The 20620-nt window shown below is 40.4% G+C and carries 19 protein-coding genes and 3 pseudogenes; 19 read left to right on the top strand and 3 right to left on the bottom strand.

All coding sequences use genetic code 11. From position 1 onward, the window contains the following. Positions 1-302: 302 nt before the first annotated feature. Positions 303-857, top strand: coding sequence for a 16S rRNA (guanine(966)-N(2))-methyltransferase RsmD (rsmD, locus tag M5V91_RS12635; RefSeq protein ID WP_009330922.1), 555 nt, complete (start codon positions 303-305; stop codon positions 855-857). A gap of 60 nt (positions 858-917) precedes the next feature. Then, positions 918-1397 (top strand): pantetheine-phosphate adenylyltransferase, encoded by a 480-nt coding sequence (gene coaD, locus M5V91_RS12630; RefSeq protein WP_009330921.1) that lies wholly within the window; start codon positions 918-920, stop codon positions 1395-1397. Between the two features lie 82 nt (positions 1398-1479). Here coaD and spoVV read toward each other — a convergent pair. Further along, positions 1480-2695: pseudogene (gene spoVV / locus M5V91_RS30475) on the bottom strand (dipicolinic acid transporter SpoVV). 337 nt (positions 2696-3032) lie between these two features. Here spoVV and M5V91_RS12615 point away from each other — a divergent pair. Then, the gene (locus M5V91_RS12615) at positions 3033-3824 is read left to right on the top strand and encodes a patatin-like phospholipase family protein (RefSeq protein WP_009330919.1); all 792 of its coding nucleotides are present in this window, start codon (positions 3033-3035) and stop codon (positions 3822-3824) included. Next, complete coding sequence (locus M5V91_RS12610; protein WP_009330918.1) at positions 3821-4831, top strand: SepM family pheromone-processing serine protease; 1011 nt, start codon at positions 3821-3823, stop codon at positions 4829-4831. Before M5V91_RS12615 ends, M5V91_RS12610 begins: the two co-directional genes overlap by 4 nt. Before the next feature lie 115 nt (positions 4832-4946). On the opposite strand, the pseudogene M5V91_RS12605 reads toward M5V91_RS12610, so the two are convergent. Then, positions 4947-6160: pseudogene (locus M5V91_RS12605) on the bottom strand (nucleotidyltransferase). Positions 6161-6361: 201 nt separating this feature from the next. Between M5V91_RS12605 and M5V91_RS12600 the strand changes: the two are divergent. The 4 genes from M5V91_RS12600 (at position 6362) to M5V91_RS12585 (ending at position 8845) form a co-directional block, all read left to right on the top strand. Next, positions 6362-6886, top strand: a complete 525-nt coding sequence (locus tag M5V91_RS12600) for a YceD family protein (protein ID WP_009330916.1) — start codon at positions 6362-6364, stop codon at positions 6884-6886. A gap of 118 nt (positions 6887-7004) precedes the next feature. Continuing rightward, complete coding sequence (gene rpmF, locus M5V91_RS12595; RefSeq protein WP_009791160.1) at positions 7005-7178, top strand: 50S ribosomal protein L32; 174 nt, start codon at positions 7005-7007, stop codon at positions 7176-7178. 141 nt (positions 7179-7319) lie between these two features. Beyond that, complete coding sequence (locus M5V91_RS12590; RefSeq protein WP_284522180.1) at positions 7320-8078, top strand: enoyl-CoA hydratase/isomerase family protein; 759 nt, start codon at positions 7320-7322, stop codon at positions 8076-8078. Between the two features lie 134 nt (positions 8079-8212). After that, positions 8213-8845: an RsfA family transcriptional regulator gene (locus M5V91_RS12585; protein WP_217030318.1), complete on the top strand. Its 633-nt coding sequence runs from the start codon at positions 8213-8215 to the stop codon at positions 8843-8845. Positions 8846-8922: 77 nt separating this feature from the next. Here M5V91_RS12585 and M5V91_RS12580 read toward each other — a convergent pair whose 3' ends face one another. Beyond that, positions 8923-9396, bottom strand: a complete 474-nt coding sequence (locus M5V91_RS12580; protein ID WP_009330912.1) for an N-acetyltransferase — start codon at positions 9394-9396, stop codon at positions 8923-8925. 263 nt (positions 9397-9659) lie between these two features. Between M5V91_RS12580 and M5V91_RS12575 the strand changes: the two genes are divergently transcribed. From M5V91_RS12575 to M5V91_RS12525, 11 genes and pseudogenes are all read left to right on the top strand, one after another. Further along, positions 9660-11003 carry an acetyl-CoA carboxylase biotin carboxylase subunit gene (locus M5V91_RS12575; protein WP_019381703.1) on the top strand — a complete coding sequence of 448 codons (1344 nt, stop codon included), beginning with the start codon at positions 9660-9662 and terminating at the stop codon, positions 11001-11003. A 15-nt stretch (positions 11004-11018) separates the two neighbouring features. Next, positions 11019-11231, top strand: coding sequence for an acetyl-CoA carboxylase biotin carboxyl carrier protein subunit (locus tag M5V91_RS12570; protein WP_009330910.1), 213 nt, complete (start codon positions 11019-11021; stop codon positions 11229-11231). Between the two features lie 106 nt (positions 11232-11337). Continuing rightward, positions 11338-12878 (top strand): annotated as a pseudogene (locus M5V91_RS12565) (acyl-CoA carboxylase subunit beta). A 186-nt stretch (positions 12879-13064) separates the two neighbouring features. Further along, positions 13065-13949, top strand: coding sequence for a 2-dehydropantoate 2-reductase (locus tag M5V91_RS12560; protein ID WP_009330908.1), 885 nt, complete (start codon positions 13065-13067; stop codon positions 13947-13949). Between the two features lie 24 nt (positions 13950-13973). Then, positions 13974-14360 carry a DUF3397 domain-containing protein gene (locus M5V91_RS12555; RefSeq protein ID WP_009330907.1) on the top strand — a complete coding sequence of 129 codons (387 nt, stop codon included), beginning with the start codon at positions 13974-13976 and terminating at the stop codon, positions 14358-14360. 143 nt (positions 14361-14503) lie between these two features. Beyond that, a complete protein-coding gene (bshC, locus tag M5V91_RS12550; protein WP_284522179.1) occupies positions 14504-15457 on the top strand; it encodes a bacillithiol biosynthesis cysteine-adding enzyme BshC in 954 nt (317 codons plus the stop codon). Further along, positions 15454-16137, top strand: a complete 684-nt coding sequence (gene bshC / locus M5V91_RS12545) for a bacillithiol biosynthesis protein BshC (RefSeq protein WP_284522178.1) — start codon at positions 15454-15456, stop codon at positions 16135-16137. The genes bshC (M5V91_RS12550) and bshC (M5V91_RS12545) overlap by 4 nt, the downstream gene beginning before the upstream one ends. Positions 16138-16414: 277 nt before the next feature. Beyond that, positions 16415-16846, top strand: coding sequence for a division/cell wall cluster transcriptional repressor MraZ (mraZ, locus tag M5V91_RS12540; protein WP_009330903.1), 432 nt, complete (start codon positions 16415-16417; stop codon positions 16844-16846). A 111-nt stretch (positions 16847-16957) separates the two neighbouring features. Continuing rightward, a complete protein-coding gene (rsmH, locus tag M5V91_RS12535; RefSeq protein ID WP_009330901.1) occupies positions 16958-17890 on the top strand; it encodes a 16S rRNA (cytosine(1402)-N(4))-methyltransferase RsmH in 933 nt (310 codons plus the stop codon). Positions 17891-17944: 54 nt separating this feature from the next. Next, the gene (ftsL, locus tag M5V91_RS12530; RefSeq protein WP_009330899.1) at positions 17945-18307 is read left to right on the top strand and encodes a cell division protein FtsL; all 363 of its coding nucleotides are present in this window, start codon (positions 17945-17947) and stop codon (positions 18305-18307) included. Then, positions 18307-20529: a penicillin-binding protein gene (locus M5V91_RS12525; protein ID WP_019381709.1), complete on the top strand. Its 2223-nt coding sequence runs from the start codon at positions 18307-18309 to the stop codon at positions 20527-20529. The genes ftsL and M5V91_RS12525 overlap by 1 nt, the downstream gene beginning before the upstream one ends. Positions 20530-20620: the final 91 nt, after the last annotated feature.

Here is a 20620-nt window from a genome sequence, read left to right as displayed (position 1 = left end):
TCTATATCCTTTTCAGGATAGAAGGCAAAGGGAGAGGAGAAACCGGAGGAAGAACTTATGGGGAAACGTAAGTCTTCTCCGCGGTTGGCAACAACATCCTCGAATAGATGCTGTTAATTACATTATTTCCACAATCCTCACGGATATACACTTCATGCTATAAATTTTTTCAGCTGATGATTCCGCTTACAATTTGCCGGGTGGCTACCAATTGTAAGATATGGTAGGATAGGATAGAAAAAAGCAGTTTTCCGATCTCAGCAGACAGGAAAATTGACAATTTGCAGGTTAGCGGTGATAGTATGCGAGTGGTATCAGGAACAAGAAAAGGGAAGATATTGAAAGCTGTTCCGGGCAGTTCAACCCGTCCGACTACTGATAAAGTTAAAGAAGCTATTTTTAATATAATTGGGCCGTATTTCGAAGGGGGCCTTGGGCTTGATCTATTTGCGGGCAGCGGCGGTCTTGGCATTGAAGCCCTCAGCAGAGGAGCAGATAAGGTTATTTTTGTGGATCGGGATGGGAAGGCCATTCAAACCATCCATGAAAATATTCGGACATGCGGTTTTGAAGAAAAGGCGGAAGTATATCGAAATGATGCAGATCGTGCCATTAAGGCAATATTAAAAAGGGATCTGGTTTTCGATTATATATTTCTCGATCCGCCTTACCGCAAGCAGCAGCTTCTTAAGCTTCTGAAGTTAATTGATGAGAATGATCTGCTTTCGGTTCAGGGAACGATTCTATGCGAACATGGTTCTGATGTAGAGCTCCCTGATTCAGTCGGAAGACTGGTTCAGCGGAAACATGAAAATTACGGGATAATTTCTATCTCAATCTACAGCTGGGCTGAATAATACATACTTAGAATGCTTATGGAAAACGATACATAATAAGAACATGACAGGGGGATATCAATGGGAGGCATCGCGGTTTGTCCAGGCAGCTTCGATCCAATAACTTATGGCCATTTGGATATTATTAAGAGGGCGGCAAAGGTATTTGAACAGGTTTATGTAGTTGTATTGAATAACTCTTCAAAAAAACCTCTTTTTACTGTTGAAGAAAGAATTCAGCTGATAGAAGAAGTAACAAAGGATCTTAAAAATGTTAAAGTAGATTCGTTTCAGGGGCTACTGATGGATTATGCAAAATCGGTTAATGCGAGTGCTGTCATTCGGGGCTTGCGGGCTGTTTCTGATTTTGAATATGAAATGCAGATAACATCCATGAACAGAGTCTTGAATGATGAAGTGGAAACCTTTTTTATCATGACTAATAATCAGTACTCGTTCTTAAGTTCAAGTATTGTGAAAGAAGTGGCAAAATATAACGGGAACATATCAGAACTCGTTCCTGACACTGTAGAAAAGGCTCTTAAGACCAAGTTTAGCTAAACACTAGAGCGTGGTGTCTTTCCTGCTGATTGTACTGGAATAATATAAAACGGGTGCCCGATTGATAGGTACCCGTTTTTTGTTATCTCTTATCCAAGCGCCTTGCGAGCATAAAGGTATAAACAGAAAGTGCAAGTATGGTTATAAGCGGTCCTGAAGCAGCTATTCCATCAAATAATTTGCCGAAAAATGAATATTTCTCAAAAAATCCGACCGGAATGGCATTGGATGGCTGTTCTGTATTGTAAAACCGTTCATAAATAGGCTGCCAAAGGATGTATGCATAAAAGGCAGCAGCAAAGCCGTGAAGGATTCTTGCGAAAAAGAATGGCTTGAAATTAATATCAGTTTGGGCAAGGATGCTTGCTACCTGAGCCTGCACGCTGAATCCGCTGAATGCGAGTATGAAGCTGACAATAATGACCTGCTGCATTAATGTTGCCTGCTGAACCTGGCTTGTCATCTGGCTGCCAAGTGTTATTTCAAATAACCCTGAAATGAATGGGATGCTCAATTCGGTTGGCAGACTAAATATTGACAGTACCGCCTCTAAGCCTTTAGCAAGGAATGCCGTGATTCCCAGATGAAATAGAAGTTTGTTAATAACAGAGAATAATATGATAAATCCGCCAATCATTAAAAGTGTTTGGATGGATGACATGACTGCATCCCCAAGAAGCTTGCCTATAGGGCGATTATCTTTTATTCTTGTCCGATGAAGAGCTGATAAGGCTGCCCGTAACGATGGTTTTGACGTCTCTGAACCAGGTGGAGGCTGCCTGGTTTTTTCCGTAGAACCTCATTAATAAACCGACAGTAATATTGCCGAGATAATGAGCCAGGGCTAATATAACACCAAGCTTGGCGTTATTAAAAAAACCAACAGATACTGCGCCAAAGATAAACAAAGGATTTGAACAATTAGTGAAAGAAACCAGGCGCTCTGCTTCTGTTTTTGATAGCTGTCCTTCCTGCCGAAGTCTTGCGGTCAGTTTGGCACCGGCTGGATAGCCTGAAGCCATCCCCATTGCCCATACAAATCCTCCGACTCCAGGTACTCTGAATAAAGGTCTCATCAAAGGTTCAAGGAGTACCCCGATGAACTTTACTACACCGAAGCCGATCAGCATTTCCGATACAATGAAGAAAGGCAGCAATGAGGGGAACACAATTTCCCACCACATATTTAATCCCCTGATTGATGCATCAACCGATTCCTGGGGAAAGGAAATTAATGAGATGGCTATTAAGGTTACAGAGAGTGCAAGAGTAACCGTTTTTAATTTGGAACGAAACACGGACAAGCCTCCCTCAAGTTGTACTGACTGTGCAATGATTTTAAACAATGGTAAAATAAAGAAGCGTTTAAATATATATTTTCTCATGACTTTTTCATTTATTTTACTTGAATGAACGAAATGCAGGTATACAAGGGTCAAACTTTTGCTGTCAAGTCTTGTCCCCATATAACCCAATATACTCATAGAACTTTAAAATAGACCATAGAATTAGGTACAGGCATATTGTATTTTTCAGCTGAAGATTTTTATTGTATGCTCCTTTTGGAAATAAATAGAATAGAATAACTTGAAGGCAAAAGTTCTAATCGGCCATTGGCGTTTGAGGGGGAGTCTTTTGCAGCGACCGAAAATAGGATTGGCACTTGGTTCGGGAGGAGCTCGGGGATTCGCTCACCTGGGTGCCATCAAGGTCTTGAAGGAAGCCGGCATACCGATTGATTATATTGCCGGCAGCAGCATGGGTGCCATGGTAGGCTGCTTTTATGGGGCCGGACTTGATGTTGATCGTTTATATAAACTTTCCAAAGCATTTAAAAGGAAGTATTATTTAGATTTCACGGTTCCTAAAATGGGTTTTGTTGCAGGGAAACGAGTAAAGGAACTGATCCGTATATTTACTCATGGAAAAAATCTTGAGGACCTCGATATTCCTGTCAATGTTGTGGCTACTGATTTAATGACTGGAGAAAAGGTTGTTTTTAAAAGCGGCCCCATTTCTGATGCTGTAAGGGCAAGCATTTCCATCCCAGGCATTTTTGTGCCTGAAAAATTAAACGGGCGCCTTTTAGTGGACGGAGGAGTAGTGGACAGGGTTCCTGTGTCTGTTGTTAAAGAAATGGGGGCTGATATTATCATCGCCATCGATGTCTCACATGTCAAAACGAATGCGGAAATCACTTCAATCTATGATGTTATTATGCAAAGTCTGGATATCATGCAGATGGAGCTGGTTACTCACCGGGAGATAGCTTCCGATTTTATGATCAGGCCCCGGGTGGAAATGTATAGCTCCCGTGCATTTACCAATATAGAAGAAATCATCAAAATCGGCGAAGAAGAAGCAAAAAAGCATATTGACAGTATTCATCATTACATAACAAAGTGGAAGGAGCATCCCGACAGATGAGAAGCAAGTTTTATACCCGTTCCTTCTTGGTTTTGGCAGTTATTCTTCTGGTTAGTTCGTTTTATTATCTGCCTTATTATGTATCAAAGCCAGGTATGGCTAAAGAACTGGAACCAATTATTGAGGTCGAAAACGGCAATGAAGAACAAGGCAGCTTTATGCTTACGACTGTAAGAATGGGCCGGGCTAACATATATGCATACGCAGCTGCTAAATTCAGCAAGTATCAGGAACTATACCCTGTAGAAGAAATACGTTCCGAAAATGAAACAGAAGAAGAATATAATGTACGGCAGCTGCATCTGATGGCAACATCCAAATTGGCTGCTATTGAAACTGCCTATAAAAAAGCTGGCATACCTATTCATTATCATTATAATGGCGTATATGTCCTTAATGTGCTCCCTGATATGCCTGCTCACGGCAAGCTGCAGGCTGGTGACCGCATCTTTAAAGTGGATGGCAAGGAGTTCAAATCCTCTGATGAATTTATCAGCATGGTCTCCAATAAACAGGAGGGCAGTGAAATAACATTAACCTTTGAACGCCAGGATAAGACTAAGGAAACCTCGATTCCTTTAAAGACACTCAAAGAAACAGGAAAGCCGGGAGTGGGAATTACCCTGGTTGATGACAAAGAAATAGAGGTTGAACCGGCAGTGAATATTGACAGTGAAGAAATTGGCGGCCCTTCCGCCGGGCTGATGTTTTCACTTGAAATTTACAATCAGCTTATAAAAGAAGATTTGACTGGAGGCTATAAAATAGCAGGAACCGGAACTATTAATTCGGAAGGTACAGTCGGAAGAATAGGCGGCATCGAGCAAAAAATTGTGGCCGCTGACAAAGCCGGAGCAGAAATCTTCCTTGCCCCTAATGAAAAAGGAGCAGAAGACTCCAATTACAAAGCTGCTGTTGCAACAGCCAGGGATATCAAGACTGATATGAAAATCGTTCCTGTGGAAACCTTTGATGATGCGGTTGAATATTTAAGGAGCCTGGATTAACAGGAGCTTGCACCAAGCAATGAACAGCCAGCGGCAATCAAGAAACCGCTGGCTGTTCATTATTATCTGCTGGCAAACTGCAGCTTTCAGTTTATAGAATTAAGGAGTTCAGAATTTAATCAACCATAATAGGAGGCTGATTAAATTCCTTCTGCATTAGAGTCCGGTCCCGACCACCATCTATACCCATTGCATATACCCGGGAAGCTTTAATATCCAGCTGCAGCTGCTGTGCAGCGTGTGAAGAAATTCTTGAAATCAGCGGCAGTTTTAATTCGAATTTATGCCTGTTTAAATACTTCCTGCCGTTCTTGGACATCCCCAGAAGATGCAGATAATCTGCTTTTAATGGTTTGTTGGGCATCTCTGACTTTTCTGTATTTGTAAGGATATGCACACATGCCCGCTGAAGTCTTGTCCAGGTGTAACGCTTAGTTTTAATCTTCTCCATAAACTGCTGAAAAGTTTGAGCCTGGAGTGCTGCTGATAAAAATCTATGCTCCAAGCCTTCTTCCATTTCATAAATGTCCCGTAACTTTTCCGGCTGTAGATGAACCAGTCGGAATTTTAAGAAGGGCCAATATTGTTCCCATTGGTGAAACCCGCCAAACTCTTTTTTATACTGGAGTAAACCTTGATATGTAGTTTCCGGAACATATTGGCGAATGGATTCAATCTCTCCATTCTTGGAAAAAAGTGCTTTTCTTATGCTTGTGGCACTTGCTATAGAATCAGAAGCAAATTGTTCGTCGTGGTATCCTGCGCTTTTTCTTGCAACTGTAAAAAGTTCCATGGATGAATATTGCCTTCGGGCTGACTTTAAATACTGAAAGCCAAGAATATTATTAGGTTTTGAAAGGTCTACCAATTCACCTTCAGGGTTCAGATCGAGGAATGCCATCGATGTTGCTTTGGGATAGCTGAAGCCAGCATCCAGATGCACTCTGACCCTTTCTTGATAGGCAGAATTATGTTCCTCAAGAAAAGATAAAGTTTGGTGAAAGCTTTCCATACTGCCGGATTCGCTTCCGAAGCAAAGGCTCCTGCAGCCGGCTGCTTCCAGAATGGATACAGCTCCGCTTGCAAAAATATCTGCCTGCTGAACAGCAAACTGGTATGGAAGCTCAAATACAATATCTGCACCCGCTCTTAATGCCATTTCAGCACGTTTCCATTTGGAAACTAATGCAGGTTCCCCCTCTGGAGAAAGTTGCCGCTCATGACAGCTATAATGGTTTCTGCACCTGAAACTTTTTTTGCCTGCTCCAAATGAAAAACATGGCCGTTATGAAAAGGATTATATTCTACAATTACACCTGTTGCATTCATATTGACATACTCCTCGAAAAGGTTTAAAAAGATATGTAATGGAAAAAGTATTAAGAAACAAAATCTTTAAATCCTGCAAAATTTTTTTACTGAAGAAGCCTTCAATAGTAGGATATTAGCTACATTATAGTGTAAAGAAAAAATATTGACAAATAATTATAGGAAGGCTATAATTACCTTTGTTGCCTTGGGGTGATTCGTATGAAATGGACTTTAAGTCAGTTACAAAAATATCGAAGCAAGGATTTTCCCATTGATGAAACTGTCAATGTTGATGAGGTCATGAAATTGAATCCGGAAATACGCGGTGCATCACCAATGCATGTGACGGGCCGTACGGATATTGATTCTGCCAAAGTGACTTTTCATTTAAATATAAAGGGTCATTTAATATTACCTTGTTCTCGTACTTTAGTTGACGTAAATTATCCAATTAATGTTGAAACAACTGAAACTTTCCTTTTAAAAGGTCTTGATTATGAGACTGAAGAGGAGGTTCACCAGGTAAAAGGGGATGTGATTGATTTAAATCCGATCCTTCATGAGATCCTTTTACTCGAAGTCCCAATGCAAGTTTTCTGCGAAGACAGCAGTGAAGAAGGAGCTCCTCAATCCGGTAAGGATTGGGAGGTCATTCAGGAGCAGGATAAACAGGATAAAGTAGATCCTCGTCTTGCCGGACTTGCTCAATTTTTTGATCAGAATGATCCTTCTTCCGATTCATAACGGAAGAAAAACAAGAAGCACTTGAAGACACCAGCTTGCTCTGGCCTTCATAACTTTCTTAATGGGTGTGTCCAATTCCTATGGACATCCTCTAATACTCTTTAAGGAGGTGGGAAGAATGGCTGTACCTTTTAGAAGAACATCTAAAACTGCGAAGAGAAAACGTCGTACCCATTTTAAATTACAGGTTCCTGGTATGGTAGAATGCCCAAACTGTGGTGAAATGAAACTTGCTCACCGCGTTTGCAAAGCTTGCGGAACTTACAAAGGAAAAGAAGTAGTAAACGACTAATCCTTTAGATATAAAGCACAAGAACTTAGTTCTTGTGCTTTTGTCGTTTTTAGGCAGTGATTTTGCCTCATCAATAAGTACCTGTCTATGTATATTTTTGCTAATATTATAAATAGTTTAACCAATTACAAGGAGGCAGCCATGAACCCTTACATAATTGAAGAATTCGAGAATGGACTTTTAGTATTTAAGATTAACAGGCCTGAAAAAAGGAATGCCATAAGCTATGAAGTTATGGATGGCCTGGAGAACGCACTTCATAAAGCAGGTAAGAAATCAGTTAAGGCACTTGCGATTACAGGAGAGGGAAACCAGGCTTTTTGCTCAGGAGGTGATCTATCTTCCTTTCACAGCTTAAAAACGGAAGATGAAGCTTTTGGAATGCTAAGCAGAATGGCTGGTCTTTTAAAAGATATACTATTCTTGCCAAAACCAACTATTGCCATATTGAATGGAACAGCTGTCGGCGGTGGCTGTGAGCTTGCTGCTGCATGTGATTACCGGATTGCCAATGCAGGAATTAAAGCCGGTTTTATCCAGGGAACTTTAGCCATAACAACCGGCTGGGGCGGCGGTTCCATCATTATGGAAAAGATGCTTCCTGCCAATGCCATGAGAATGCTGATGGAAGCAAAATTATATTCTGATGAAGAATTAAAAGAATTAGGCTTCATACATTCTGTCTTTGAAGGGAATCCAATCGACGGGTGCAAGAGCTTTCTGGAAAGAATGCTTAAGCTTGAGAGTGAGGTTTTGGAAGCTTATAAAGACCTTCTTGTAAAAAAGTGGGCTGCAGCTGGCTTAGAAGAGAGAATTGATCAAGAAGTGCGTCGCTGTTCGGTTTTATGGGAGGGAGAAGCGCACCATAATAAAGTTGACAGTTTCCTGAATAAGCCTTAAGCATATCCTTCCAAAATTAGAAAAAACCATTAATTTCCTGGGGATGAATAAAGTTACACTTTATAATACGATATCAGTCTATCTTTTCTAGCATTGGCATATGTATAAAGAAAAACACTAGGAGGGATACACTGATGTCTTCAACCCGTCAGGATGCTTGGTCTCAAGATGAGGATTTACTGCTTGCAGAAATCGTACTCCGTCATATTCGTGAAGGAGGAACTCAGCTTCAGGCATTTGAAGAAGTTGGCAAACAGTTAAGCAGAACCGCGGCTGCCTGCGGATTTCGCTGGAATTCCTTTGTAAGAAAACAATATAAATCAGGAATTGAACTGGCAAAAAAGCAGAGGAAAGAAATGAAGAAAAGTCCGCAGGCTGTGGAAGTGGAACAAGAGCTTCCAGCTGTTCCAGAGGAAAATGCGGAAAAAAGAAATGAAAACTCAGTTCAGTCAATTAAAAGGACTATCGAGTTTGAGGAATTAGCCTCTTTCCTGAAAGAGTTATATGAAAAAGCTCAGAAGCCTGCTGTCTCAGAAGATCCTTATCCTAAAAAACGCATTCAGGAGCTTGAGAAGCAAATGTACTACCTGGCAGCGGAAAATGAAAAATTAATTAAAGAATTGAATACAATGGAGCAGGATTACAAAGCTCTGGTAGAAATTATGGAAAGTGCAAGAAAGCTTGTCGGGCTCAAAGACGGCACCCGCCACAAAAACTTGAATTTTACTGTGAATCCCGATATAAAGCCTGAGAAGGTGGAGAAATAGATGTAGCGAAAATAAATAGAAATAAGCGGACTGCAATAGTCCGCTTATTTAATGACTTAGTAGTAGTAGACAGCATCTTAATGGGTTTGTTCTTTAACTCCTGCCGGGAACCAGGCCAGCGGATTCTCTCCCAGGTCGCGTTCCATATCATAATTGACGGGTTCAAATCCCATTTTCTCCCAGAAAACTTTCGATTTTACTCGTGGATTTGTTTTAATAGGAAGTCCAAATCCTTTGGCAAATTCTACAAGTTTCTGGCCGTAGCCTTTGTTTTGATAGTCAGGCAGGACTTCAAGCTTCCATAACTCCAGATAATCCTGTGCGGGATCGAAATATCGATCGAATCTTGCTTCTATCTGATAAAGGCTCATACGTGCTACAAGTTTATCCCCGAAATAAATGCCGTAGAAAGGCGACTCGCTGTCATTTTCAATAATATTAGCTTCAAGGTCTTCGAGCATGGATAGCTCCTGCAGTCCATACTCTTTGAATTTCTTAAACTCTTCCAGTGTTTTATAATTTACTTTTAATTTTTCAACTTTATAGTTCATAAAATCTCCCCCTTAGCCATCGATGTATAGGAATTCTGCAGATGTAACCGCTTTATAATGCCTTCCTAATAGTTGAAAGGTTTTTTCTATGTCTATTATTATATAACAAGTAAACAAAAAATTCTGCACATATGAAAAACTTAATATATTTTTAGTTTTTTTATAAAAATCAGAAAGCGTTTACAAAAACAGAAGGAAATAGGCAGAAGATTGTAGAAATATATATTATTGCAGGATTACTACAATGAGAAAGGGGACCGATTGTGCGAAAAATTCTGATTGCCAACAGGGGAGAAATTGCTTTAAGGATAATTAAAACCTGCCGTGAAATGGAAATTGAGACTGTTGCCATATATTCTGATGCAGACAAAGATCTGCCATTTGTTAAAGAAGCTACATATGCTTTCCGTATTGGTGAACCGCCTGTTAATAAATCTTATTTAAAGACAGAGGCCATTTTGGAAATTGCAAAGAGGGAAAATGTAGATGGAATTCATCCGGGATATGGTTTTTTATCAGAAAACGCCGTCTTTGCAAGAGCCGTAATTAATGCGGGTATTGCTTTTATTGGACCAGATCCTGAAACCATTGAATTGATGGGGGATAAAATTGTATCCCGCAATACTATGAAGGAAGCGGGAGTGCCGGTTGTCCCAGGAAGCGGAGAGGGAACATCCAATCTTGAGGAAGCATGCAGGCTTGCGGATTCTATGGGCTATCCAGTCATGCTGAAGGCCAGTGGGGGAGGCGGAGGTATTGGAATGGTGCGCTGTGAAAATGAGCAAGCGCTCGCTAAGTCTTTCGACTCCACAAAAGCGCGTGCCAAAGCCTATTTTGGATCTGATGAAGTATTTATTGAAAAATATATAGAAAATGCCAGACATGTCGAAATACAAGTGTTTGGTGACCATCATGGGAATATCGTACATTTATTTGAAAGAGATTGCTCTATTCAGAGGAGACATCAGAAAGTAGTAGAGGAATCACCGTCACCTTTCCTTTCAGAGCAAACAAAACAAAAGATGTATGAAACGGCTTTGACTGCTGCCAAAGCAGTCAATTATAAAAATGCCGGAACAATTGAATTTATTGTGGATGAGCAGGAGAACTTTTATTTTCTTGAAATGAACACAAGACTTCAGGTTGAACATCCCGTAACTGAACAAGTAACTGGGCTGGATCTTGTAGAATGGCAGCTGCTTGCAGCAAGAGGAGAAAAGCTGCCGCTGCAGCAAAATAGCATCAAGCAGGCTGGCCATTCAATTGAATTTAGGCTGTATGCTGAGGATCCTGTAAGCTTTATGCCTTCTCCAGGCAAATTGTCTAAATTTGAATGGAAAGATACCCCAGGAATACGCGTTGATTATGGATATGCTTCAAATACGGCAGTCAGCCCATTTTATGATCCAATGATTGCAAAATGCATTATATATGGCCAATCAAGGGATGAAGCGATAGAAAATGCCTTACAATTCTTTGAGGAACTGGGAATTGAAGGCATTAAAACAAATGCACCGTTATTTAAAGAAATATTAAAAGACGAAGATTTCCGTAAAGGGAATTATTCTACATCATTTCTAGCAAAGAAGGCTTTTGCCGTTAACTAAAAGGAGGAAAATACAATGAAAGAAATTACATCATCAATGGCAGGTACTGTATTAAATGTTTTGGTTGAAGCGGGTCAGGAGGTTAATGCAGGCCAGGAAGTATTAATGCTTGAATCCATGAAAATGGAGATTCCAGTTGAAAGCGAAGCTGCTGGAAAAGTAGCTGAAGTGAAGGTAAGCATAGGAGATTTTGTTAACGAAGGCGATGTGCTAATCGTATTCGAATAAGAAGGCTGAGACACGGATATCCAATACAGGTGGCTGATGCTGAGTACCGTGCAGCAATAAGCAAGTATAACGAAGAATGGAAAATTTATATTTTAGGAGGATGGGAATGACCACTGCAAAGACATTAACAGAGACGCTGCAGGAAAGAAGCAGGGTAATAGAAGCTGGCGGACATCCAAAATATCATGAAAAGAATGAAGCCCAAAATAAGCTCTTTGTCAGAAGACGGCTTGAACTCCTGTTTGATGACGGATTCTATGAGGAAGATGGCAAGTTTGCGAACTGTCAGGAAAGTGATCTTCCGGCAGACGGGGTTGTAACAGCAGTTGGCAGGGTAAATGGCCAGACCGTTTGTGTAATGGCTAATGATTCCACAGTAAAAGCCGGTTCCTGGGGTGCGAGGACGGTTGAAAAGATTATCCGTATACAGGAAACGGCTGAGAAATTAAAAGTTCCGATCCTTTACCTGGTTGACTCTGCCGGTGCCCGTATTACGGATCAGCTTGATATGTTCCCGAATAGACGAGGAGCAGGGAGAATTTTTTATAACCAGGTAAAACTTTCAGGCATGGTACCGCAGATATGTCTGCTTTTTGGACCTTCTGCTGCTGGCGGAGCTTATATACCTGCGTTTTGTGATATTGTTATTATGGTAGATCAAAATGCATCTATGTATCTGGGTTCACCAAGAATGGCAGAAAAGGTTATTGGGGAGAAGGTTACCCTTGAAGAAATGGGCGGTGCCCGCATGCATTGTTCTGTCAGCGGCTGTGGCGATTTGCTTGCATATAGTGAGGAAGAGGCCATTGATTCAGCAAGAAGATATTTGGCTTACTTTCCTGCAAGTTTTAAAGAAAAACCAGTGAAGCTCGAGGCGGTAATGCCCAAATCCGGCCGCAGCCTCGAAGAAATTATCCCTAAAAATCAAAATGCCCCATTTGATATGTATGAGTGTATTGATTCCTTAATTGATGAAGGCAGCTTTTTTGAAATTAAGAAACTTTTTGCAGGGGAACTCATTACGGGACTTGCACGGATTGGGGGAATCCTGTAGGGATTATTGCCAACCAGCCAAAGGTTAAAGGCGGGGTATTATTTGTGGATTCTGCTGATAAAGCAGCGAAATTTATTCAGCTTTGTGATGCTTTCCATATTCCGCTATTATTCCTTGCAGATGTCCCTGGATTTATGATTGGGACTAAGGTGGAGAGAGCAGGGATTATCCGGCATGGTGCAAAGCTTATTGCTGCGATGAGTTCTGCAACAGTGCCGAAAATTTCAGTTGTCGTCAGAAAAGCATATGGAGCCGGGTTGTATGCAATGGCTGGACCAGCGTTTGAACCTGATTGCTGTATTGCCCTGCCTACAGCACAAATCGCAGTTATGGGTCCTGAAGCAGCAGTAAATGCGGTTTATTCCAATAAAATCAATGCGATTGAAGATCCGAAAGAAAAGATTAAATATGTTCAGGAAAAACAGCAGGAATATAAAGAAACAATTGATATCTACAAACTTGCCTCTGAATTAATTGTTGACGATATTGTTGCACCTTCAGAATTAAGAAATGTTTTAATTAACCGTTTTAACCTGTATGAGACTAAAGAATTGACATTCAGCATCCGCAAACATCCGGTTTATCCAGTTTAATACTTTATCCTTTTAAAAATCCCTTTTTCGATCTTCGAAAAAGGGATTTTTTAAAGGATTTAGCTGATGAAAAATGGAATAAAGAAAATAAATATTGGAATTAGTAATTAAAACATTCCATTTTACCCATGAATTTATCTTATTTTGTTAAAATATGCTTAAAAAGTAAAAATGGTGGAGTCTGTTATGAAAATAGCTATTATCGGTGGAGGCGCCATTGGCCTTCTGTTTGCCCATTATTTAAATGAAAATCATGAAGTGCGTGTTTATATTAGAAACAGTACTCAATTGCAAAAGCTGCGCAAAAAAGGACTTACAACTGAGAGAAAAGGCATTCGCAGCAATGCCCCCTTAAAGGCATTCCATTTCAAAGAATGGAAGGGAGAAGAGGATTTAACAATCATTGCTGTTAAGCAATACAGCATTCCTGAAGTTGTAAAGGACTTAATGGAAATGAATACTGGCAAGTGTGGATCATATTTGTTTTTGCAAAATGGCATGGGGCATTTGAAATGGGCTGAAATGCTTGAAGCGGAAAATATTTATGTGGGCAGTGTAGAGCATGGTGCTTTAAAGTCAGAGCCTGACACAGTGCTGCATACTGGAATTGGGGTAACCAAAGTGGCTGCTTTAAAGGGAGATGTGGAACTTTTATCGAAAATATCCGATTCAGCATCTTGTTATTTTCCTTTTAAATTTGCCGAGAATCACATAGAAATGCTAATTGAAAAATTAATCGTAAACTGTGTTATAAATCCGCTTACAGCAGTTCTCCGTGTGAGAAATGGTGAACTCTTAGCTAATAAATATTATTATCAGTTATTTTTGAGGTTGTTTGACGAGGTAAGTGGCATATTAGGCATTCCTGATAAAGCAGGTGCATTAACCCATGTAAAAAGTGTCTGTGAGGAAACAGGGATGAACAGATCTTCAATGCTTAAGGATATCGAAGAAGGCAGAGAAACAGAGATAGATGCTATTTTAGGATATATCCTTGAGGAAGCTGAAAAGAAGAAGATGTCTGCTCCATATTCTGAAAGTCTTTATTGTCAGATCAAAGGCAGGGAGTAAAAAGGGGGAAATGAGTTGAATACTGTGTTCTCAAGCCTAATTGCAACATTGGTGACCATACCGCTGCTCGGATATCTGGCTGTTTTTATTATCAGCAAACAAATCACTAAAAAACACAAAAGATCTGTACATATTGCCCTGGATGTCAGCACATTATTTTTTATTCTGGCGGTTCACTATTTAATTGTCGTAATCTGGGATAAATCCTATCTATGGATGATAGTCCTATCACTGCTGATTACAGCGGTCACTTTTATTATCATGCATTGGAGAATTAAGCAGGAAATCAATCTGCGTGCCTTATTCAAAGGGTTCTGGAGATTCAATTTTTTACTTTATTTCACCGCCTATATAGTTCTAATGTTAATTGGGCTTGTTCAAAGGGTAACTTCTGTTGTCTTCATTCCATAAGTAAAGCAGGTCCGGAATATAATTATTTTACCTCTAGAATTAAAGCATTTAGGTAAGCAAAGTTTTTTCTTTTCATTTAAGACAATGCTATACTCATAAGATGAAAATTAAAATTGATCAGCTATGAGAAAGGAAGTTCATTAATGGAGATTCTTAATCTCTCATTGCCGGCAACAAACCGGTTTGCAACAGATTATATTGCACAAACAGAAGAAATTATGCAGTTTTTTCACTATCGTTATAATTCCGACTCTGATTATAAAGCACGGTTAGCTGAACTGAAGGGCCGGTCGTTTATGAGAAATGAACTTTCTGAATATATTGGAGAGTTTATGGATCAATTCCCTGCTTCCCCGGCTGTTCATGACTCACTAAATAAGCTGAAGCAAGAAAATAGTGCAGTGATTATCGGAGGGCAGCAGGCCGGTATTTTGACGGGACCCCTATATACTATACATAAAATCATCTCAATCATAAATCTTGCAAAACAGCAGGAAAGTAAGCTGGGAATCCCTGTTGTTCCGGTATTCTGGATTGCGGGGGAGGATCATGACTATCAGGAAGTAAATCATATTTTCATCGAGAAGAATAATAAAATGGAAAAAATGACTTATCCTGAAAAAGTTTTAGAGAAGAAGATGGTTTCAAATATCCCTTTGAACCGTGAAAAATGCAGGGCATGGGTGGAAGACATCATTGAGACTTTCGGAGAGACGGAACATACAAAAGACCTTCTTTTGAGTTTAGAAGGAATTATTATGCATTCACAAACCTATGTGGAGTTCTTTGCCGGCATTATTATGCATTTATTTAAAGAAACAGGGCTTCTTCTGGTTGATTCAGGTGACCAAAAGCTTCGCAGACTTGAAAGCAGCATTTTTGGCAAACAGATCAAAGGTTTTGAAGATATCACAAAGCGTGTGAAAAGCCAGCAGCAAAACTTGGAGAATGCCGGGTTTCCAAATGCTATTGACTTAAGTGAAAATGCTGCAAACCTATTTTATTATGATGAAAAGCATAAAGAAAGAATACTTTTGGAGTTCAATCAGGAAAAAAGGTATTTACCGGTAGGGAACAAACTCACGAGTTCTCAATGAATGAGCTCCTGGAGATTTCAGAAAATCATCCCGAACGACTAAGCAATAATGTGGTGACAAGGCCTATCACACAGGAATGCCTGTTTCCGGTTCTTTCCTTTATAGCCGGTCCTGGCGAAATTGCCTATTGGGCTGAACTAAAAATGGCATTTGAATGGTTTGGAATGAAAATGCCTCCGATTATGCCCCGTTTAAATATCACTATCTTAGAACGTTCTGTGGAAAGTGATTTGAGAGAATTAGGACTTGATTTGCAGGGCGTGCTTGTATCAGGCACGAAAGCAGAGAAAGATGAGTATCTGAGGAGTATTAAAAATGAAAGCATAGAAGCCCAATTCCAAAAAACAAAAGCTCAAGTAAAACAAAACTATGAGCTAATCGAAGAACTTACAATGAAAGAGGTTCACGCCCTTCTTCCTATGTTAAAGAAAAATGAAGATCTTTTAATAAGGCAGATAGATTTCATGGAGAATAAAATCCAGAAGTCCATCCAGCAAAAACATGAAGTAATCATTATGAAATATGAAAAAGCTGAAAACTCACTGAGGCCGGGTGGAGTTCCTCAGGAGAGAGTTTGGAATGTTCTCTATTACCTTAATAAATATGGGATGAATTTCCTTGAAGAATTGATTGAGTACTCCTTTCATTTCGATGGGACACACAAAGTCATAAAAATTTAATATTCGCCATTATTCTTCGGACCTTTTCCATACGGATGAGGTCTTTTTTTTGATGAAAAAAGATGAAATCCCTTTATATCCTGACTATTCCCCAGCGTGAAAATCTGTGAAAAGCATAGTAAAGAATTTAAAGAAAATGTAATAAAAAGACGAACGGAAAATGGGGGAATACCTTATGGGAAGCAGGATTTTATATGAAGTGGTAGAATAATTAAAAACATGTGGAGGAAAGTGGGGGATTGTGGTACATTTGAGTTAGAAAGTGGGTGCAGTGGGTATGTTCATGGGTGAGTTCCATCACAACGTTGATAATAAAGGCCGTCTCATCGTGCCATCCAAATTTCGTGATAACTTGGGTGAAACATTTGTTTTGACACGCGGACTTGATCAATGTTTGTTTGGCTACCCCATGGATGAGTGGAGGCAGCTTGAAGAAAAATTAAAGGGCCTTCCGCTTACCAAAAAAGATGCCCGTGCATTTACCCGTTTTTTCTTTTCAGGTGCCACTGAATGTGAAATTGATAAACAAGGAAGAATAAATATTGCTTCCCCTCTTCTGCAATATGCAAAATTGGAAAAAGAATGTGTAGTGCTGGGCGTTTCCAATCGGATCGAGATATGGAGCAAAAATCTTTGGGAAGATTATTTTGCAGAATCAGAGGAATCTTTTGCTGATATTGCGGAAAACATGATTGGGTTTGATATATAATGGGAATGTTTTAGTAATATAATTTCCCATGATACAAAGATATTTGTTTAGCTCCAGGTGCCATTAATGCATCTCGTGCTTCTCGGATTGGAAAGGTGGATTCATACAACAATGTTTGAACATACAACAGTACTATTAAAAGAAACAGTAGAAGGCTTAAATATCCATCCTGATGGAGTGTATGTGGATTGTACGCTGGGCGGTGCAGGCCACAGCGAATTAATTCTTTCCCAGCTGTCTGAAAAGGGAAAGCTGTATGCATTTGACCAGGATGACACAGCGATTGCTCACGCAAAAGAAAAACTGGCTGAATATGGTGACAGAATTACGATCATCAAAAGTAATTTCAAGTATCTTCAGGAAGAGCTTGCAAACCTGGGTGTGTCAAAAGTAGATGGTGTTTTATATGACCTTGGCGTTTCATCACCTCAATTGGATACACCTGAAAGAGGTTTCAGCTATCATAATGATGCCCCGCTTGATATGAGAATGGATACAGGCGCTGACATTTCCGCTTATGACGTAGTAAACAGATGGGAATATGGTGAACTTGTGAAAATCTTCTTCAGATACGGAGAAGAGAAATTCTCGAAGCAAATTGCGAGGAAGATTGAAGCGGCCAGGGAAGTTTCCCCGATAGAAACAACAGGCCAGCTGGTTGAGCTGATTAAAGAGGCAATACCTGCTCCTGCCAGACGAAAAGGCGGGCATCCCGCCAAGCGTGTATTTCAGGCCATTAGAATAGCTGTTAATGATGAACTTGGTGTATTTGAGGATTCTCTTCACCAGGCTATTGACATATTAAATCCCAATGGAAGAATCAGCGTGATCACGTTTCATTCACTGGAGGATCGGATTTGTAAAGCGGCATTTAAAAAAGCCAGTGAAACACCAAATCTTCCTCCCGGCCTCCCGATTATTCCAGATGAATATAAACCAATCTTAAAGCTCATTAACAGAAAGCCGATTCTGCCTTCAGAAGAAGAGCTGGAACACAATAATCGGGCAAGGTCCGCTAAACTGAGAATAGCAGAGAAGCTTTAAGGGATTACGAATACTCATGTAGAGAATAAATAAAAAATTTACAGGAGGGGAATTATGAGCAATTTAGCCCGAAAAATTCAAGAAGAAAAACAATTTGATATCCAAACCCAGCCCGTCCAGGCTCCCAAGAAATTATCAAAAAAGTCATGGCTTTCCCCCGGGGAAAAAATACTGGGACTTGCTTTCACTGGCATTGTTTGTTTTGGTGCTGTACAAATGGTTTCAAACCAGGCAGCCATATACGAAGTGAATAAAGAAATTCAGCAAACAGAAGAAGCAATCCAAACGCAGAATAAAGTGAATACAGATCTCAAAATGCAAGTGGGCGAATTAAGTACATACGAGCGCATTAAAGAAAAAGCTGAGGAAATGGGACTTAAATTCAGCGGAAATAATGTCAAGGTAGTGGAAGATTAATGAAGAAACAGCCAAATATCAATTTTGGAGCAGCGATATTATTTTTAATATTCAGCCTGCTCTTTTTTGTATTAATTTTCCGCTTTGTTTCCATTCAGGTTACAGGGGAAGCAGCGGGACATGCACTTGCGGCAAAAGCTCAGCAAAAATATGAACGTGAAAAGACAATTCAAGCCAAAAGGGGTACTATCTATGACCGCAATGGTGAAGTCATTGCCGAGGATACTATTTCCTACAAGCTTGTAGCAATCCTTGACAAAAGTATGAAGCCGGATTATGTGAAAGACCCTGAAAAAACAGCAGCGGCGCTTTCGAAAGCAATCGATCTGGAAGAGTCGGAGATATATAGAATCTTAACGAAGAAAACAGAAAAAGGGGACCCGCCATTCCAGGTTGAATTTGGTAAAGAAGGGCGCGATCTTCCGTTAAAGACAAAAAGAGAAATTGAAGATATGAATTTACCGGGAATTACATTCATAACTGATTCCAAACGGTTCTACCCAAATGGCGTCTTCGCCTCGCATTTAGTCGGATATGTTGAAAAGAAAAAATCGAAGACGAATAAGACCGATACAGTAGGGATGCTGGGTCTTGAACAGAGTTTGAATGATGTGCTTACAGGAAAAGATGGAAAGTTCAGCTATGAAAGCGATATATGGGGCTATCTCCTTCCAAATGGAGATCAAAAAATCCAGCCGGCTCAAAATGGCAAAGATGTGTATTTGACAATCGATAAGAAAATCCAGACTTTCCTCGAAGATTCCATGAATAAAGTAGACGAAGAGTATAAGCCGAAAAAGATGGTTGCTGTTGTCGCGGATGCCAAAACGGGTGAGATTTTGGCAATGGGACAGAGGCCATCCTTCCACCCGAAAACAAAGGAAGGCATTGAAGAGACGTGGCATAATGAAGTGATCGAAAACTCATTTGAGCCCGGCTCAACTATGAAGATCTTTACTTTGGCTGCAGCCATTGAGGAGGGAGAATTTGATCCGAATGAATGGTATAAATCAGGAAGTTATAAAGTAACAGAAAATTCACCGGCTATACGCGACCATAACCAGGGACGGGGCTGGGGGTCCATTACTTACCTTGAAGGCGTTCAGCGTTCGTCGAACGTGGCTTTCGCGAAAATAGTTAAAGAGAAGCTTGGTTATGAAAAATACAGGGAATATATAACAAAGTTTGGATTTGAAAATCCAACTGGAATTGACCTGCCGAATGAAACAGGCGGAAAAATAGCTTACGAGTGGCCGCTTGATAAGGTAACTACCGGATTCGGGCAAGGTTCTGCCATTACGCCGATTCAGCAGGTACAGGCAGCTACTGCCATTGCAAATGACGGCAAAATGATGAAGCCTCATGTGATCAGCAGTATTGTTGATGGTGATAAAAATGAAGTATTAAAAAAAACAAAGCCGGAAGTGAAGGGGAATCCAGTTTCAGCAGAAACGGCCAAGAAAACAAGGGATATCCTGGAAACGGTTGTGTCTTCTGAAAACGGAACGGGTTACAAAAGGTATAATATTGAGGGCTACAAGGTTGCCGGAAAAACGGGGACTGCCCAAATCCCTGACCCAAATGGCGGAGGATATTTAACTGGGCATGAAAATTTTATCTTCTCCTTTTTAGGCATGGCGCCAAAAGATGATCCTGAACTGATCATCTATGTAGCTGTCCAGCAGCCGGATATTGACCTGAGTACAAACGGTGCAGAGCCGGTTTCCAAGATTTTTACACCGGTTATGAAAAGCAGTCTTCAATATTTAAATATCGAGCCGGCAAAGGAACTGAAGGCGAACTCTGAACAGGCACCTGAAGTGGAAGGGAAAACAGTTGAGGAAGCAAAAGCAGAATTGAAAAAGTCCGGTTTTGAAGCTATTGTACTGGGAAAGGGAAGCAAGGTTGAAAGACAGGTCCCTGGAAATATGTACAATTTGCTGGAAGGAGAACGAGTAATCTTAAAGACTGAAGGCGATTTAACAGTGCCCGATATGAATGGATGGTCGCTGAGGGACGTTATGAAGGTGGCAAAGCTTGCTGACTTAAAGCTGAATACTGTAGGAAGCGGATATGTGGTGAAGCAAAATCTGAAGGCTGGTTCTGCACTCAGGGAAGGTGACTATTTAATCGTCGAACTTGAGCCGCCTGCAGAGAAATATAATGAGGAAAATGCACAATCAGAAGAGCAGCAGGAAGAAGAGGAAGCAGTGCTGGATTAAATTAGAACGTACTGCCGGATGAGCGGCAGTGCGTTCTATTCATTTATGTACAAGCATATATTGGAACGAGCCATAATCTAAGGAGGTTCGT

Origin of the sequence: Cytobacillus pseudoceanisediminis, from assembly GCF_023516215.1 — a bacterium.
In the GTDB taxonomy this organism is placed as follows: domain Bacteria; phylum Bacillota; class Bacilli; order Bacillales; family Cytobacillaceae; genus Cytobacillus; species Cytobacillus pseudoceanisediminis.
The sequence above is the reverse complement of the archived record's forward strand: the minus strand, read 5'-3'. Positions and strand labels throughout refer to the sequence as shown.